Raw genomic sequence first — 17752 nt, forward strand, 5'->3', positions numbered from 1 at the left:
CTGTCTTGTCATTTGCTTTGCTCATCTTTTTCTAAATTTTCATAAGTCTCTGCTTTTGTTGGCCTTAATTTACTTCCAAATATTTCGCTAAATTTATAACTTACTTGCCTTCATGATGAAACCTCAAATTTTTCTTCAAAACCTTCTGATTGGAATTTTTGTTTTAGTTGAGTAGTTCCTACTACACTAGAAGAAGTTACAATCGTTGCCCCCCCTGCTAATTTTGCTGCCGGAGGAACTAGCTGCATTTTGAATTAATAGAAAAACTTTATTGAGATCCTTTGCAACTGTTATCTTCTGTGTGTTTAAAGCTAAAGAAACATTTATCTTTATTTGCTTCTCTATCTCAGTTTCATAACCTGCTACTTGCATCTTTTAGTTCTTGAGTTGGTTCTCAAGGTTTTTTTATTTTTTTAACTTCTACCTTTACGCCATCTTGAACTATGTAATAAGTTCCACTTATTGCGGCAGGAAAAACCGTAGAACCAGCTAAAGCAGCTTTTATGGGAATGGACATCTTTATTTGATGCCTCAAATTTTATTTATTGTTATTTAAATTTTGAGTTCTGCTATGTATGGATAGTTATTAAGAAGTTTTTTGTAAAGCTTATTTTTTTTCAGATTTATTCACTTAATTAAAGTGATGTAAGAAATTTCGAAATATTGAAACTACTCTTCTTCTGGGAAATCTTCGTCCTCAAAAATAAAGTAATATTTGTTGAACAATTCAAATAATTCTCGAATAATCCTTTCTATTTTTTCTCTTCTTTCTTGTCTAAATTCTGCTTGTCTTGACATTGGTTTGATTAGCAACCTGTCAATCTTCCCTCCTGATAAATCAAAATTTTTATTTTTAATTCATACTAATATGATCTCTTGTAGGTATGCTTCATCTAATCCTTCTTTATTGGCCACTCTATTTGCATCCTGATCTATTTGTTTTTTAACTCATTTTTTAAATTTAACAGGTGCTATTCCTGCTCGGACTGCATCTCTGTAACTGATGATGTATCCTTTAAAATCTTTTAGGTTTATGCTGTAGTCTAAAAGATCTTCAATTTTTTCTCAAACTTTATTTACTTCTCCCTCCCTTTCTTGTTCGCTTCATTCTTCCATTAGATTGTTAAGGTATTTAAAGTCTATTTCTTCTTGCTTTAGGTACTCAACTACAAAATCCAATTCATTTTCTTCAGGAGAACTTTTTTTATTTTCTGGTTTTGGTGTATTTATTGTTGTTTCTGTTTCCATAAGAGCTAAATAGTATTTCTTTAACTGTTTTTCTTTCTGATCATCTATTATTTTTTCAGCTTCTTTGAATTCATCAAAACCTCTAAGAATGCTCTTGGCTTCTCATAATTCATGACATTGCTCTATAAATGCACTTGGTTCTTCAATAACGTCTACCATTATTTCGTTTAATTTGTAAGCTGAACTTTTATATCTTTCGTATACGGCCGGATAATCAGACAACACACTTAAAAATCTATCTTTTGATTTTTTTGAATCTTTTAGGTATATTTTGAAAGCTTTTGCTACGTTTTTTTCTGCATTATGTCTGAAACATACTACGTTTCCTGCTGGTTTAGCTGCGTCTAGAATCCTGTTGGTTCTTGAGAAAGCTTGAACTAAGTTGTGCATTTCAACGTTTTTATCTATCCATATGGTGTTTAGCGTTTTGGAGTCGAAACCGGTTAGGAACATGTTTACAACTATCAACATATCTATTTCTTTGTTTTTTAGCCTTTCAGATACATCGTATTGAAAGTTGTCGAATTTGTCTATTTTGAAAGAAGTTTTGAATGTTTGGTTGTAATCTTCTATTACTTCCTTTAGGAAATCTTTATTTTTTATAGAAAGCTTGCTTGTTGGAGGCAAATCTTTAGATTCGTCAATTTCTTCTTTTTCACAACTATTGCTGAAGATAGTTGTGATTATTAAGGGTTCTTTTTTACCTTCTTGTTGTTTTTTGAATTCTAGGTAGTAAGCTTTTGCGCTTTCAATGGAATCAGTTGCGAAAATTGAATTGAATCCTATTCTCCTTTTTGCTGCTATGCTTTGCTCTTGCCCTCTGCAGGTTACTCTATCGAAGTTATCTAGGATGTATTTAGCTATTGCCGTTATTTTTTTTGGATGTTTATAAGTTGGATCTTGGTTTATTGTTGATTTTTTAGAATCATCAGACAAATTAATTATTTTTGCGTGTAAGTAGTCTACTGTGAACTTTAGGACGTTTCCATCTTTTATTGCATCGTCAATGCTGTAACGGTGCAGCTCTTTTCCAAATAAGTTTTCTGTTGATGATTTATTTACTTTTTTAGGATCTTTTTGGTTATGGAATATAGGGGTTCCTGTGAACCCAAATAAGTGAGAATTTTTAAATGTTTCAATAATCGCTTCTCTCATTCTTCCTGCTTGACTTCTGTGACATTCATCAAAAATCAGAACAAACCTTTTATCTTCGAAGCGGGAAAGTAGTTTTTCGTATTTTTCGTGCTTTTCTGAAGTTATTGTCTTCTTAGATTGTTTATCGTTTGCGGATTTAGCTTCTTTTATTAAACGAGTTAGTCTTTGAATAGTTGTTACTATTATTTTTTCGTCATTTTCTTGCAGTAGTTTTTCAAGTAAATCTTGTGTGTTGTTGATTGCGTTTGTTGAGCCTTTTTCATATTTTTCAAATTCATCAATAATCTGTTTATTCAATTCCCTCCTGTCTACTACAAAAATAACTTGATCGACTTGTTCTATATCTTTTGCAAGTTGAGACGCCTTAAAAGAAGTTAGTGTTTTTCCTGAACCTGTTGAGTGCCATATGTATCCTCCTGTTTCTTTACTTGTTTTAAGACCCCTTATTATTGATGAATGTATCTTTTTTAATATTTTTTCTGTTGCACATATTTGGTAAGGTCTAAGAACTAGAAGTTCGTTTTGCGCGTTAAGTAAAGAGTATTTAGTCAGCATTGAATATAGAACCTCTGGATTAAGGAAGTGAACGGAGAAGTCTGAGAAAACTTTTATTTTTTCATTAGCTTGGTCTGATCAGTAGATAGTAAATTCAAAACTAGCATTTCTAGATTTTGTATTTATGTCAGGTCTGTTTGTGCTTGAGTAATATTTTGTTTCCTTCCCGTTGGAAATGATGAATATTTGTATGTACTCAAAAAGTTTGGAAGAAGGAATGTAAATGTTTTTTATTTTTTTATTGAACGCCGCTTTTATGCTTATGTTTTTATCTACTAACTCAATTTGTATTAAAGGCAATCCATTTATAAGAATTGTTACTTCGTTGCTAAATGAATTGTCTTTGTCTGGGAATTGTTTTATAAATTGAAAAGCATTTTTTTCTATGTTTTGTAAATCTAGTAAATGTATGTTTTTTATTCCTCCGGACTTTAATCTCAAGCTGTCTATCATCCATCTATTTCTGTGTATTACCTCTAATTTTTCTTCTCTGCTTTTATTAGTTAATTTGGAATAGATTTCTCTTCATTCTTCATCTGAAAGCTTAATTTCATTCAATCTCTCTAGTTGTTCTCTCAGATTTTTAATTAGTTCTTCGTTATTAGTTATTTTGCTTTCGTACTTAATTCCATGCTCGGTTAGCTCTCTTATTATTTTTTCATCTGAATCTTCTTCATCTCCAGAATCGTCATCCTGGTAAGAAAAGAAGTATTCTTGGCAGACTGTTTCTTTGAAGTGCGACATTTGTTAGGGTAGGTTAATTTGAATTGTATGTCCTTATTTTTTTCTCTGAATAATTAATTTGTGAATTTTGTTAATTACCAGATGCTTTAAATGGAATATATTCTACAAATTTGGGTTTAGGATGATTAAATCTAAACTTTCTTTTTTTTGATTTTAAGAAATAATTTAGGAACAAAATTAGCAAAAAAATTTTCTGAAAAAATAATTTTTATTAATTTTGCTAAAGGCAATTAACTGTTACTTTCTCAATCATTATCGAACAATTCCAGGAATTTAGCGAAGAAATTGTTTAATTTTTCCATGACACTTTTTACTTTGTTGTTTCTTTCCTCCCTATAAGCTGCTTGCCTTGACATAGGCCTTTGAAGAATTTCATCGAACTTATTTCCTAGCATATCCATCATTTGTTTCTTGAAGCAGCTAATCATTAGATGTTCTACTTCTTTTCTCTTTAAACCTTCTTCTTCAACAATTACACATAGATCTTCTTTGTATTTCTCTTTAACTAGATCATCTCATTCAATCTCTATTCCTTGTTCTCATTTATCGAAGTATTCAACAACTAGATCTTTTTTATTTCTGAATGTGCAGCTGGCATCTATTTTCTTAAGAGTTTCATCTTTAAATATTTCTATTTCGCTTGATTCAGCTGGTGTAACGGTTTTTATCTTTTGAGAAAATTCTTTCATTTTCTCTCTTATATAGTTGGCATCGATTTCTATTTGTTTGATTAATCCGATTTCGAATCTAACGTCTTTTCATTTTTCATCGTCATTTCCATTTTTGTCTTTTGGTTTTTCTGCATAAAGTTTGTTGTAGTGTCCGATGTAATCCTGCATCTCTCCTTCAGAGATGATTTCTTCGTCTTCTGTAAATTCGTCATAACAGGATAGGAGAGATCTTTTAAGAAGTCATTCTCCGAATTTTTTTGAGAATTCAATGTTTTCTTCTTCTGTTTTGTCTATTAGTTCTGGTATAGGGTATTTAGTTTTTATTTCATCGGAAAGTGCTTTATATGCTGGATAATTGTCTTCATATTTACCTATTATTACAATGCTTCTATCTTTGTTTTTTGAACCGTGTTCTATATAGTGATCAAAAGCTTTTTCAACATTTTCTATGGCGTCATATCTAAAGCAGATGATGTTACCGAATTGTTTGGAAGAATTAAAAATTCTGTTTGTTCTTGAGAAGGCTTGAATTAGATTGTGCATTTTCAAATTCTTGTCTATTCACAGAGTGTTTAGTGTTTTGGAATCGAAACCTGTTAGGAACATGTTTACCACTATACATATGTCAATTTCTTTGTTTTTTAGTCTCTCAGATACATCTGAGTGATAGTTGTCGAATGAATCTAACTTGAAGCCGCTTTTGAATGTTTTGTTGTAATCATCTATAACTTCTTCAAGGAAATTTTTGTTATCTCCTTTAATTTGGTCTATTGCATGAGAGTCTTCTGCTTCGTCTTTTTCATCTGAAATACAACTGTTACTGAAAATAGTTGCTACTGTTAATTTTTCCTCTTTATCTTCTTGTTGTTTTTTGAATTCTTTGTAGTAAGCTTGCGCGCTTTTTATTGAGTCTGTAGCAAAAATTGAGTTGAATCCATCTTCTCTGTTGGTTTTTAAGTTTTTGTCTTTGGATCTTAGAGTTTTCTGGTTGAAGTGCTCAATTATGTATTTAGTAACTTCTGTTATTCTGCAGACACATTTAAAAGCTAAATCTTTTTCTGTTTCTTGCAGCACTTCTAAAGATACATTGGAATTGGTTTTATTTACGTAATCTATACGAAATCCTAGGACGTTTTTGTCGCTTATCGCGTCATAAATGTTGTAACAGTGTAATTCTTCTCCAAATAATCATTCAGTTGTTTTCAAAACATTCAATTTTCTTTTAATTTCTTTGTCTTCTCTATCATCATCTGCTTCCTCTTCGTCTGTAGAAAAAATAGGGGTTCCAGTGAATCCAAAAACATGCGATTCTTTGAAAGTTTTTATGATTTGTCTTCTCATTTTTCCTGCTTGTGTTCTGTGGCATTCATCGAAAATAAGTACAAATCTTTGCTCTCTTAATATCTCCAGTAATCTTCTGTATTTTTCTTTTGTGTTTCCTAATAAATACTTATCTTCGTATTTTTGCTCTTCTTCGCTCTCTTTTTTTGATGCAGGAATAGCGTCTGTTAGAAGTCTGCTTAATTTTTGGATTGTTGTTACAACTATTTTTTCTTTATCTTCATTTAATAAGCTGTTATGTAAGTCTCTGGTATTTCTTATTGAATTAGTTGATCCTTTTTTATAGTTCTCGTATTCATCTATAGTTTGTTTGTTTAAGTCTTTTCTGTCTACTACAAAAATAACTTTATGTATTTCATCGATATGAGTCGCTAACTGCGCAGCTTTAAATGAAGTTAGTGTTTTTCCTGAACCTGTTGTATGTCATATATATCCCCCAGTTTTATTTCTTTCTTCTTCATTTGAATCGTTTCTTTTTCAGTGATGGTTTATAGACAGTTTTATTTTCTGAAGTATCTTTTCTATTGCGCAAATTTGATAGGGTCTTAAGACTAGTAAGTTATCTTTAGAGTTAAAAACGCAGTAATTTATAAGAATGTTTCTTAGTGTGTCTTTTGATAAGAAGTAATCAGCGAAATCTAATAAATCTAGTATTTTTCTATTTTTCTGATCTGTTCAGTAGGATGTAAACTCAAAATTTCCAATTTCTGATGATTTTTTAGCTCCAGTTGGTCTTGTTGTATTTGAGTAGTATTTTGTTTCTGTTCCATTTGAGATCACGAATATTTGTAGATATTCAAATAGTCCTGAAAAACTGTCTTTTTTGTTTATGTATCTATTTATTTGATTGAAAGCTTCTTTTAAATCTACACCTCTACTTTTAAGTTCTATTTGAACCATTGGCAAACCATTCATAAGAATGGTTACGTCATATCTATCTAAATTTATGTCTCGATATTGATTTATTACTTGAAATCTATTATTTCCTGGTTGAATTTTGTTTATTAGGTGTATGTTTTTAAAGCTTCCGTCACTTCTTCTTAGAGGGATAATGTGATCATTTCTTTGGATTCTGTTCGTTTTACTATTCTTGTCCCCTCTTTCTATTTCTATATAAACTGTTTCTCATTCTTGATCTGTAAATATTACGTTGTTAAGTTGTTCGAGTTGTTTTCTTAAGTTTTCTTTTAAAGATTTGGCATTTTTAATTTTCGGTTCATAAGAAATTCCCTGATTGTCTAATTTCTCTATTAGTTCTCTTTCTAATTGTTCTTCTGTTTGAAAGTGCCTATATTTTCCTTCGTGGGAAGGAATATATTCGCATACAACAGTTTTGTCCTCTAGAAGAGCAAGAATATTCCTCTTTACGTATATTTGCTCTTTGTCTTCTTTTTCTTTTGTTATTAATTGCATTTATATGTAGATTTAGTTCGTCTTAGTAAATAAAAGTTATTAAATGCACTTCAATGTATTGATTTTATTTGAATGTTATATTCTATTACCTTGTGCGCACATGTAATATAAGTTAATTAATGCCCAGCCTTTAATGATTTTTATTTAAAGCTTTAAAATTACTTGAGTTATTAATAACTTATTTACGGGCATGAAAACTTTTCAAGATTTTTGTAAAGGTGTTTGAGATGAAGCTAACAAGCTAAGGGAGAGTATTGATGCGTGGGATTTCAAGAATTATTTCTTGGGATTCATGTTTTACAAGTACATTTCAGACGATTTTTCCAAGTGGGTGAGTGACAATGAAAAGAAATGCGGGCACTTAGATTTTGATTATTCAAAAGAAAAAGATGAGAATTGAAACGAAGAAGACTTTATTGTTGATGCTGTTAAATGTAAGGGGACTTATATAAAACCTAGTCACCTTTTTCCTAGAGTTTATGAGAACTTTAAAAATAATTATGACAATTTGAACGAGGAATTAGTTCAAGTTTTTGATTCCATCGCTAAGTATTCATACGATGGTGGTATTTCTAAATTCTCTGGTTTGTTTGGTGAGGTTGATTTGGGTAGTAACAAACTGGCTGCGTCAATAATTGAGAGGAATAGAAAGATTATTGAGATTATGGAGTTTTGACAAAAGTTAAATTGGGAAGGCGTTGAAGGATATGAAGGCCAGGATAAAGTTGGTGATTTGCATGAATTTTTATTAGGTCAGTTTGCAGCCAATGCTGGAAAAAGTGGTGGTGAGTTCTACACTCCTTCAGAGGTATCTGAGTTGATGGTTAGATTAGCTCTTGTTCAAGCTAAAGATGTTACTAAGGTTTATGATCCAGCTTGTGGTTCTGGATCTTTGCTTTTGAAGTTTAGAAAAGTATGAAAAAAACAGAATCCCGATTCAGGATTTTCTGATTTGGAGATATTTGGGCAGGAGGTTAACAATCCTACTTACAACTTGTGTAGGATGAATATGTTCTTGCATGGGGTTGGTTACAACGAGTTTGATATAGATTGTGGAGATACTTTAGTTAATCCTTGTCATAGAAACCAAAAATTTGACGTTATTGTTTCTAATCCTCCATACTCTATTACTTGAAAAGGTTCAGATGATAACACTCTTGTAAATGATCCTAGGTTTACCTGTGCTGGAGTTTTAGCTCCTAAATCTAAAGCTGATTTAGCTTTCTTGATGCATTCTTTGTATCACTTAAGTGAAAAAGGGATTGCGGTTTTTGTTTCTTTCCCTGGAGTTTTATATAGAGGTGGAGCGGAGCAAAAAATAAGACAGTATTTGGTCGATTACAACTACGTTGATTGTGTTATTAACTTAGCTGAGAACTTTTTCTACGGAACAAGCATTTCAACTAGTATCTTGATTCTTAGAAAATCTAAAACAGACTCTAAAGTGTTGTTTATTAATGCTTCTGAGCAATTTGAAAAGGTTAAGAATAAAAATATTCTTAGAGAGGAGCATATTGCTTGGATAGTTGATAAATACAGGAATAGAGAGAACGTTGACTATGTTTCTAAGTTAGTAGATAACTCAGAGATTAAAGAACAAGATTACACTCTTTCAGTTTCTACTTATGTAGAAAAAGAGGACACAAGGGAAAAGATAGATATAGATGTTTTGAATTCTGAGATTGAAAGAATTGTTGAGAATACTAATAAGTTAAGACAGGGAATTAAAGAAATAATTGGTGGTTTGTAGTTAATTTTTAAATTTATTTTTTTAGTCTAGGTGTTTTATTTGTTGTAGTTGGTCTTCCTAACATTGTTTCAATTCCGGGCATAGATTCTTTCAGCAATTTATCTATTTCTTCTTCTGAGAATCAATTCATAGCTTTCCCTGCTACGTATGTTTGTAGTGATTGGCCGTATTTTACGTCTATTAAGTTTCATTCTCGCGAATTATTCTCTTGATTGGTTCCGAATAGACACAATAGACTTACTAGAAGTCAGATTAGTTCAGGGTCATAATTCACTACTTCTCCTGCAGATTTAGTTATTTTGCAACCTTGGCCGAAAGTAAAAAATTTGGTTCAAAAAGTTTTTGCATAGGTATCACAAATGCTTACCCTCTTTTCTTCTTTCTTTTTTCCTTCTACTCCCAAATAGATTGAAAGAATATTTTTTCTTAGTTTGTCGAAGTCGTCTTTTGATATTTGCTGAGAAGATGCTAGATTTTTAATTATTGATTTAAGTGAGCTTGCTTCTTCTGGTAGTTTTTCTATATCCTTTAATAATTTTTCTTTTTCGTTTAATAAAGATCCCAACAAGACTTTAGGAATTGTTTCTATTTTTTCGTTTACTTTCTTAAGTTTTTCTTTTATTTGTTTGCCTAGTTCTATTTTTTGGATTCTTATTTTTTGCGCTTCCTGAGCGATATTTCCTATATCTGCATCTTTAAGTTTGTTGGTGTCTTTTAATTTTTCAAATATCTTTTTTGCTTCTTTTACTTCTTTTTCGATTTCTTGTTTTATTTTTTCTAATTGACTTTTTATTTTTGAGGCGTGTTTATTGCTATTAGAAAGATTTATTTGTGCTTGTCAGTTTGATTGCTTGAAGAAAGAATATGTCTTTTCTTTCATTTGTTGCATTACGTCTTTACTATTTAGTATTGTTTTGTTATAGATTGTTGATTTTTGACTATCAACATTTTCATTAATTGATTTTTCAGTTTTTGCTATCGCTTCATTGAAAAATGTTTCGACTTTTTTCATAATTTCTTGTATAGAAATGTCTTTTTCTGTGACGTTTTTGAGTTCTAAATTAGGAGAAATGTTTTGGAGATCTTGTGCTAATTGGTTATGTATTTTTGAGGTTTCGCTTACTAATTTAGGTATTATTGTTTCTTCTGTTATTTTTGTATCGTCTATTTTTTTCTGCAGGTTACTTAGGTATTTGTCGCTTACTTCTTTAAGGTAATTTTTTAAGCTAGCTTCATCTTTTTTTCATGCTTTGTATAGAGATTGTTCATCTATGTATTCTTTTATGTTGTCGTATTTAGATAGTATTTCTTTTTCTAGATAGCTAGAAATTCTTCATCATTCTTTTGTATTTATGTAGTAAATAGTTAGAAGAGGAGTAGCTACTGCTGATGAGATTGTTGCGAAGAAAATTAAAGTTTTTTGGATTGCCGATAGTGAAAATTTAGCACTCTTATTGAAACTGTTTATTATTTCTGAGATTTCCGTGTCTAGGAATAATTCTTTCAAAGAGTTGTTTGTTGACATTCTTTAAAACCACTAGTTTTGTGGGGATTGGTTTTTGTACATTTCTAAAAAATGTATTGACGGGTATTTTAATAGCCTTCGCCTAATTTGAAAGCTAGAAAAATGTAAAAGTTTCAGAAGATTTTATTTTTATTCGATCCCTTTGTTAATTTATTTTTTGATTTATTGGATTCAAGTGCTTGAATTTTTATTAGAGAGTAGATCTATTAAATTGTTAGTTGTATGTAATGCGACAAAGGAATAAAATTCTATTAATTGTTAGGTGTAAATTTTCTGGAACTTGCAACATTGATAATAGATTAAAAAAATAAGTGAGATATAAGATATAAGGGATTACGACGTTTTAGTATTAAAGGCTTTTCCTATATGTTTAAGAAAAAAGAACAAAGGTCTTAAATACCAAAAAATATGAACTTTGTTCTATTAAATTTAAGAATAGGCTAGATTTATTTAATGTCTTCCGAAGTCGAAAAGAACGAGCTTTATAAGACGATTTGAGACACAGCTAATAAATTAAGAGGAAGTGTAGATGGTTGAGATTTTAAACAATATTTCTTAGGCTTAATGTTCTACAGGTATGTTTCAGAAGACTTTGTTAATTACATAAATGATAAGGAATTAAAGCAAGGAAAAGAAAATTACAACTATCTAGATAGAGCTAAGTACAAGAACAATCATGGTTCTCGTCAAATAGAGTCAATAAAGGAGGAAAAAGGTTTTTATATTCATTCACATGATTTATTCGAGAATATGTTGAAGTCACATGAAAGAAATTGTAGCCATCTTAATGAGGCACTTTTAGAGGCTTTTGAAAGAATAGAGCAGAATTCAGAAGAAGAATATCAAGGTTTATTTAAGGATATAGACGTTAATAGTAAGAGGTTGGAAAAGACAGTTGAAGCAAGGAATCAGAAGATTATTGAAGTTATGAGGAATGTTAAGAATTTAAAGATTGATTTAATAGATCAACAAGAATCAGATATTTTTGGAGATGCTTATGAGTATTTGATGGCTATGTATGCTTCTAATGCGGGTAAAAGCGGAGGAGAGTATTACACTCCAACGGAAGTTTCTGAGTTGATGGTTAAGTTGGTTCTTGAGAACAAAAAAGATGTAAAGACAATATATGATCCTGCATGTGGTTCAGGCTCTTTGTTGCTTAAGTTTGTGAAGGTACTCAAGCAGGAAAATGCTGACTTGTCTAACTTAGAAATATATGGTCAAGAGATTAACAACACAACTTACAACTTATGCAGGATGAATATTCTTCTTCATGGTATTCATTACAAGAATTTTGATATAGCTTGTGCTGATACTTTGGTAAATCCTTGCGATAGACATAACAAGAAGTTTGATGGAATAGTTTCTAATCCTCCTTATTCTGTTTGTTGAAAAGGTAACGATGATCCTAAGTTAGTCAAAGACCCTAGATTTAAAGACGCAGGAGCATTAGCTCCTAAATCTAAAGCTGATCTTGCTTTTGTCATGCATTGTCTTTATCATTTGGAGGAGAAAGGCGCTGCAGCAATTATTACTTTTCCAGGAGTTATGTATAGAGGAGGAGCTGAACAGAAGATCAGGAAGTATTTAGTTGATAACAATTATGTTGATTGTGTTATTCAGTTAGCAGAGAATTTCTTTTATGGAACAAGCATTTCTACTTGCATAATAGTTCTTAAGAAATCAAAGAAAGAGAAGAAAACCTTATTTATTAATGCTTCTGAACAGTTTGAAAAGATTAAGAATAAGAATAGATTGACCCCCGAGAATATAAATTGAATATTGGATATATATAGACAGAGAAAGAATATTGATTACATATCTAAGTTAGTAGACAATTCAGTTATAGAACAGCAAGATTATGGTCTTTCTGTTTCTTCCTATGTAGAAAAAGAAGATAAGAGAGAGAAGATAGAGATTGATGTTTTGAATAGTGAGATAGAAAGGATAGTTGAGAATACGAATAAGTTAAGACGAGGAATAAAAGAAATAATAGGCGATCTTTAGTTTTTTTTGAGTTAAGTTTTAGATTTTTGTTTTTTGAAAAAAAGTTATTTGCGTAGATAGTAAAAATTGATAAACAAAAAATTATTTTATTTTTTTTAAAAATTTTATTAAATTGTGCAACAACCGCCTTGAAGTAAATGTCACAAACAGACTTCTCAAAAGACCTGTTTTTAGAACTTGATGATTCAGAAATTATTACTTTAAAAGACAAGATTAAAGAAAGATATTTAGAGATAGTAAATGGCAATTTACGTTTTCCTTTAAATAAAGAGAGTACTAGAAGATTTATTGTTGGTTGGCAGAAATTATCTACTGTTAACAAAATTAAGATAGTTTCTGCTACATTTATTGGTTTTTCTGTAGCTATTTCTACAGGAACTATATATGGCATTGATGCTTATAACAGAGTTTGAACTTCTAATTTATTGATTAATGAGATAGTTCCTAATTATGAAGAGTTAGATAAATTCATAGATAGAGATGCTTTATATAAAGCATGGAATGCGGGTCAAACAGAGTTTCAGAAATATTTAAGTGATTCAAGTTCAAAATATTTGAATTCTCTTCAGGAGAAGGTAGATAACACTATTATTTCTAAGGAAACTAAGATATCTAAATTAGTACAAGATGTTGTTGATAAGTACAACCAGCTACAAGTAGATATTCAAAAAGCTGTTCCTAATTTTCCGCAGAAACCAATCGGAAACACTAATGTTTCTATTACTAAGGTTCTTGAATCTGCTGAGAATTATTTGAAGAAAGGTTTTGATGAGGCGTCTAAAAAGATTGCGACTAATTTAGGTAATCAGAAATCAGATGCTTTTAGTAAGACCTTACTTCAAGGAAAACAGGTAAAGACTGAGATTACAAATAGTTTTGCTAATCTTTTTCAGAATCAAAATTACAAAATAAATAATGGAGTTTTTGAGAGCAATAAATATGTTCCTGAAATGGAAAAGAAAATAAGTGAAATAAAAACAGCAATCGAAAAAGATGTATCAGAAATTGAAAAAATTTTTAAAGAGTTAAATGGTAAAGTAGATATTAAAAACGCAACTTTAAATGATCTATCTTCTAAAGCAACTTTTATTAGTGTTAACAGTCAACAATTAAAAAAACAAATAGAGGAGAAATTAAAGAAATTGAATGAAAAGATAGAAGGAATTCCAAAAGCTTTGTTTGGAACTTTATTAGGGAACAATTCACATAAGATCAAACAAGAAATAGAGAAAATTCCTGAGGCAGCAAAAGTTATTAAAACGATACTTAAAAATTTGATAGATTCAAAAACAATCAATAGAGATGATTTTGAAAAATTAAAGAAAGATAATTTGGGTGTTTATTATTACGTAGAAACTTTTAAGCAGCATGACAAATTAGAGAGTATTTGCGACAATATTTTTAAATCTATATTTATTAGATTAGGTACATTCGGAATGGGCTGTCAAATAACAAGAAACTTAGGAAAAGTTCAAGATTACGATACTCAATTAATATGGTCTATCATAGGTCTTCTTTGTATGTTTGAGACAACAAAATCTAACAATTCAAATGATTTGGCATTGTATAGTGAAAATTATCATAGAGCATTTATGACTTATGTTCCAGGGCAAATGACAAATTGATTTACCGAGAATGAAATAGAGAAAATAATAAGTGAATCAAGAGCGCTAGTTAAAAATTTGTTGTCTTAATTTTTAAATTTAAAAAAAGTTTTTGGTTAGTTTTATCCAGTTGATTGTGTTGCTTTAGTTTTGAAACAAGCTTTTTTGAATGCTTGTCATGTTTGGTCTGTATCTTGAGGTTTAGCTCCTAATTCTTTAGAAGCTATGTGTTCGCATCATTTGTTTACATAATTGGATATATCATTTTCTTTTCCTGAGGCTTCAATATCACTATCTTTTGGTTTTTCTATTACGGGCTTTATTTCATTTTCATTCATGTCATTTCAAACTGCTTTTAGGTTTGCCTTGTAAGCGTCTTTTTCGCTTCCTTCCAAAACTGACTTTATATCTGTTTGACTGTTTCCCATATATTCTTTTTGGTTCTTAATGTCTGCTTCTTCTTTTGCGAGAGTCAAATAAGTATTTTTTACTGTCTCTTCTTTTGTTGTTGTAGGTGTAAACGCTCCAGCTGCATAAGCAGCTAAAGCGCCACCACCACCTACTACTGATGTTCCAGCTACAGCAGCTCCTATTGCTTGAGTTGACATTTAATATATCTTTTTTATTGTGTTCCGGCTCCTTGAGAAGTATTTACTGTATTTTGATTTTGAGCAACCGGAGCAACGGTTATATTTTTCTTCTCTAAACAAACAGTTTCAAAAGGTTTTCAATCAGGATCAGATTCAATAGTTGCTTTAGTTCATTTTTCATCTTTTTCTGCATATTTTTTTATTTTTGTAGCTTCGCATCAAGTTTTTGCTTTTTCGAATACCTTATTTAAACTGTCATCATTAGCAGTTGCATTATCTAAATCTGTTGTTTGTACGTCTGTTGCGCCTTCTCTTATTACTATTTTTTCTAACTCTTTTTTGTAATTTTCTTTGTTGGCGTTTGTTGCTTCTAAATTAGTCTTTATCTTGTTTTTTAGTTCATTTCCTCCTCCTATATAAGTATGAGTTTCATTTAATTTAGCATTCAGATAAGCTTGAAAATCTTCGTATTTTTCAGATTCATTCTTTTGATTAAAAGCTCCAGCAGCATAAGCAGCAAGAGTTCCCCCACCTCCTAATATTGCTGCACTTGCAGCTGCTCCAGCTATTGCTTGAGTTGACATATTTTTGAAATTTAAAGCGGCATTATAAAAATTAAGATTTAATTTATCAGTTTTAAAAATCTCTTTTTTAATTTATTTATTTTCTACTGTTAGTATTTTTTGGCATAAGAAAGTTGAATATTATAAAAACGTTGAAAGAAAAAACATTTTTAGCAGTTGTATTTTGTCTTTTTTAAAGTTGCTTCTATAGTCTTAAATGTTTTTTCGAGACTAAAAGTTGTAACTATTCGTCTGATTCTTCTTTCTCTATAGTTGCGGGTTGTGAGTAGGAATATTTAACCCCACACGCAATTGTCATGCAACCGCTAATTATTACTAGAGAGTAAACACCTATTTTTAAAGGGTTTGACATTTTTTTATATTGCCGCAAGAATAATTCTCAAGAGTATAATTTTTTGTCTTTTCGGCTCTTGTTTTCAAGACTTTATGAGGTTTATTTTTGCGGAAATAGGAAATAATTAACTCTACCAAGTGAACCTCTTATGAGGATTTTTGTTACTTAATCTTTTATTTCTTGTTTCGGATAAATTTGTTGGTTTGTAAGCGTCTATTAACTAAATATATATGGCTCACCTAGGATATATTGCTGCATCAATAGGAGTTGTAGTTGTTGCAACAGCGGCCGGTTGAGGGGTGAGTAATTTATTAATTTCAAGCATGCCAGCTTATGTTGTTCTTTCTGAGGGAGTGCCAAATGGAACTACTTATACAGATGACAATATAGGAAAAATTTACGGAGATTATTTAATAGCTCCTTATGGTTCTAATGAGTCTAAAAACTCAGCAGGTGATAGTAATTCAAATAACAATAAGGAATGATGAGAATGGTCTTATGCTTTATTTCAGGAAGATTTGAAATCGGAATCATTACAAGAATGAAGTGATGAATTTAGTGAAATAGAAAGCGCTTTTTCTCCAACTCCTGCTTCGGATGAATCTTCTAAAAAAGCTCTAAATCAAGTTTGTGAAGTTGTCTACAAGAAAAATAAAAACGATTTAAAGCCCTCTAAGGATAAACCTAACAACGCAAAACTTATTAACAATTTTTGAAGGTATTGTTCTTTTTTCCATACAAAGCCAAGAACAATAGAGGAAAACCAAGATAAATATGATGGCGTTAATAAGTATGGAAATCTTAAAAAATCTAGTTTAATTTCAACAGACTTAGAAAAATGAGAGTGAAATGCTTCTTTTTGAGAAGCAAGAAATAAAGAGTTTCTTGGCAATAATGGAGAAAAATCTAATACTAAAGCGACAAAAGGTTCTAAATTTGAGTTAAAAGGAGACGAAGAAGAGAAACATATAAAAGATATTTGTTCAAATGCATACAATAGCGAAAAAGATAACAATAATGATTATCCTGAAGCAGATGTGACTAGATTTTGTACTTTAGAGGGTAAATAGTTTATGTCTGTTGCTAAGGGAGCTGCTGCAATAGGAGCAGGAGCTGTTGTGATAGTTAGTGGGGGGTATGGTGTTAGTACTTTGTTTAAAGTTCCTTATGCATATTCTTTAGATGATTATTTGAAAAAACCCGATTATAAATCTAAAGAGTCAACATATACAACAGGAAAGTTCGGAAATAAAAATAAAACTAAGTTGATTGCTTCTTTTGATCCAGACAATAAAGATAGGTGGAATTACATATATGAGAAAATTCTTAAACCATTACAAATGGCGAATAATGCAAGCAGTAAATTGGATTCTGCTTTTCAGAAGAACCAAGTTACTGTTGGTTATTCAGAAGAAAGCGGCTCTAACGCATCTACGGCACTTAATAAGATATGCGATGATGCTTATAAAGTTGATGATCCCACAGGTACTAAGAAATCTAATATTTGATAATTTTGTTCTTTAGATGGTCAAGAACCTTCTTCAAATTAGAAGTTTGTTTATTTGCTAGTTTGTTAAAAATGTTTAGTACAAAGAATTAATGGATCCACTTAAAGCTGGAATTTGTGCGGGATCTGCTGCGTTAGCGATAGGCGGCGGAATAGGAATCTCTCTTATGAATAGAGAACCTTTTGCTTACACTTTGAATTCTTCTGAGGCCGTTACAGTAGCAGCTACTTACACAAATGGAAATTTAGGCGCCATACAAGCAAATAAGACTAAGTTGGTTGCCGACATAGAAAAAAATAAGAATTGATTTGAGTGGATCTATAAGAATGAGTTAGAGCCCAAAAAAACGAAAGATAGCAAGGCAAGCAATGAGCTTTCAAGTGAATTTCAAGCAGTTACTAAGGGATACGGAAAAGAAACAAATGATACATCTATTGCTTTGAATAAAGTTTGTGATTCTGCGTATAAAAAGTCGAAGACTGATTTTGAAACAGAAGCCAATAAGATCAAATATAAATCAGATGTAGAAAAATTTTGTGTTTATGGGAGTGATAAGTCGTTGAATTTAGAATAGTTTCTTTAAAAGGATCTGAATAAAAATTTAGTTTAAATCGAATATATTTGTCTACATACTTGTTTTTCTTGGCGATATAAGCAATAAAATTAGGATTATAGGACTCATATTATTTTTCTTTATAAGAAGATTGAATAAATAAATCTAAA

General features: G+C 30.7%; 14 protein-coding genes. 6 read left to right on the forward strand and 8 right to left on the reverse strand.

Annotated elements, in window-relative coordinates; translation table 4 throughout:
- The 4 genes from H6411_RS03750 to H6411_RS03765 form a co-directional block, all read right to left on the reverse strand.
- Nucleotides 1–248 (reverse strand): hypothetical protein (locus H6411_RS03750; RefSeq protein WP_216083308.1); only part of this gene is annotated, 248 nt, incomplete at its 3' end.
- Between the two features lie 20 nt (nt 249–268).
- Nucleotides 269–517, reverse strand: a complete 249-nt coding sequence (locus H6411_RS03755; RefSeq protein WP_216083309.1) for a hypothetical protein — start codon at nt 515–517, stop codon at nt 269–271.
- Between the two features lie 152 nt (nt 518–669).
- Nucleotides 670–3702 (reverse strand): type I restriction endonuclease subunit R, encoded by a 3033-nt coding sequence (locus H6411_RS03760; RefSeq protein ID WP_216083310.1) that lies wholly within the window; start codon nt 3700–3702, stop codon nt 670–672.
- Between the two features lie 230 nt (nt 3703–3932).
- A complete protein-coding gene (locus H6411_RS03765) occupies nt 3933–7127 on the reverse strand; it encodes a type I restriction endonuclease subunit R (protein WP_216083311.1) in 3195 nt (1064 codons plus the stop codon).
- Nucleotides 7128–7317: 190 nt separating this feature from the next.
- On the opposite strand from H6411_RS03765, the gene H6411_RS03770 reads away from it, so the two are divergent.
- Entirely contained in the window at nt 7318–8877 is a 1560-nt protein-coding gene (locus tag H6411_RS03770) for a type I restriction-modification system subunit M (protein ID WP_216083312.1), read from the forward strand.
- 13 nt (nt 8878–8890) lie between these two features.
- On the opposite strand, the gene H6411_RS03775 is transcribed toward H6411_RS03770, so the two are convergent.
- Nucleotides 8891–10402, reverse strand: coding sequence for a BAR domain-containing protein (locus H6411_RS03775; protein ID WP_216083313.1), 1512 nt, complete (start codon nt 10400–10402; stop codon nt 8891–8893).
- Between the two features lie 453 nt (nt 10403–10855).
- On the opposite strand from H6411_RS03775, the gene H6411_RS03780 reads away from it, so the two are divergent.
- Together H6411_RS03780 and H6411_RS03785 are read left to right on the forward strand one after the other, a co-directional pair.
- Nucleotides 10856–12409 carry a type I restriction-modification system subunit M gene (locus H6411_RS03780; protein ID WP_216083314.1) on the forward strand — a complete coding sequence of 518 codons (1554 nt, stop codon included), beginning with the start codon at nt 10856–10858 and terminating at the stop codon, nt 12407–12409.
- 137 nt (nt 12410–12546) lie between these two features.
- Nucleotides 12547–14103 (forward strand): hypothetical protein, encoded by a 1557-nt coding sequence (locus H6411_RS03785; protein WP_216083315.1) that lies wholly within the window; start codon nt 12547–12549, stop codon nt 14101–14103.
- 32 nt (nt 14104–14135) lie between these two features.
- On the opposite strand, the gene H6411_RS03790 is transcribed toward H6411_RS03785, so the two are convergent.
- The 3 genes from H6411_RS03790 to H6411_RS05935 form a co-directional block, all read right to left on the reverse strand.
- On the reverse strand, nt 14136–14621 hold the full coding sequence (locus H6411_RS03790; RefSeq protein ID WP_216083316.1) for a hypothetical protein: 486 nt from the start codon (nt 14619–14621) through the stop codon (nt 14136–14138).
- Nucleotides 14622–14635: 14 nt separating this feature from the next.
- Nucleotides 14636–15187 (reverse strand): hypothetical protein, encoded by a 552-nt coding sequence (locus tag H6411_RS03795; protein WP_216083317.1) that lies wholly within the window; start codon nt 15185–15187, stop codon nt 14636–14638.
- Between the two features lie 223 nt (nt 15188–15410).
- Nucleotides 15411–15539, reverse strand: a complete 129-nt coding sequence (locus H6411_RS05935) for a hypothetical protein (protein ID WP_369408499.1) — start codon at nt 15537–15539, stop codon at nt 15411–15413.
- 212 nt (nt 15540–15751) lie between these two features.
- On the opposite strand from H6411_RS05935, the gene H6411_RS03800 reads away from it, so the two are divergent.
- The 3 genes from H6411_RS03800 to H6411_RS03810 all read left to right on the forward strand — a co-directional run bounded on the left by H6411_RS03800 (nt 15752) and on the right by H6411_RS03810 (nt 17603).
- Nucleotides 15752–16591 (forward strand): hypothetical protein, encoded by an 840-nt coding sequence (locus H6411_RS03800; RefSeq protein ID WP_216083318.1) that lies wholly within the window; start codon nt 15752–15754, stop codon nt 16589–16591.
- A gap of 3 nt (nt 16592–16594) precedes the next feature.
- Entirely contained in the window at nt 16595–17032 is a 438-nt protein-coding gene (locus tag H6411_RS03805) for a hypothetical protein (RefSeq protein ID WP_216083319.1), read from the forward strand.
- A gap of 88 nt (nt 17033–17120) precedes the next feature.
- Entirely contained in the window at nt 17121–17603 is a 483-nt protein-coding gene (locus tag H6411_RS03810; protein ID WP_216083320.1) for a hypothetical protein, read from the forward strand.
- Nucleotides 17604–17752: the final 149 nt, after the last annotated feature.

The sequence above is a fragment of the Candidatus Mycoplasma haematohominis genome (assembly GCF_902712995.1).
GTDB classification, from domain to species: domain Bacteria; phylum Bacillota_I; class Bacilli_A; order Mycoplasmatales; family Mycoplasmoidaceae; genus Eperythrozoon_B; species Eperythrozoon_B haematohominis.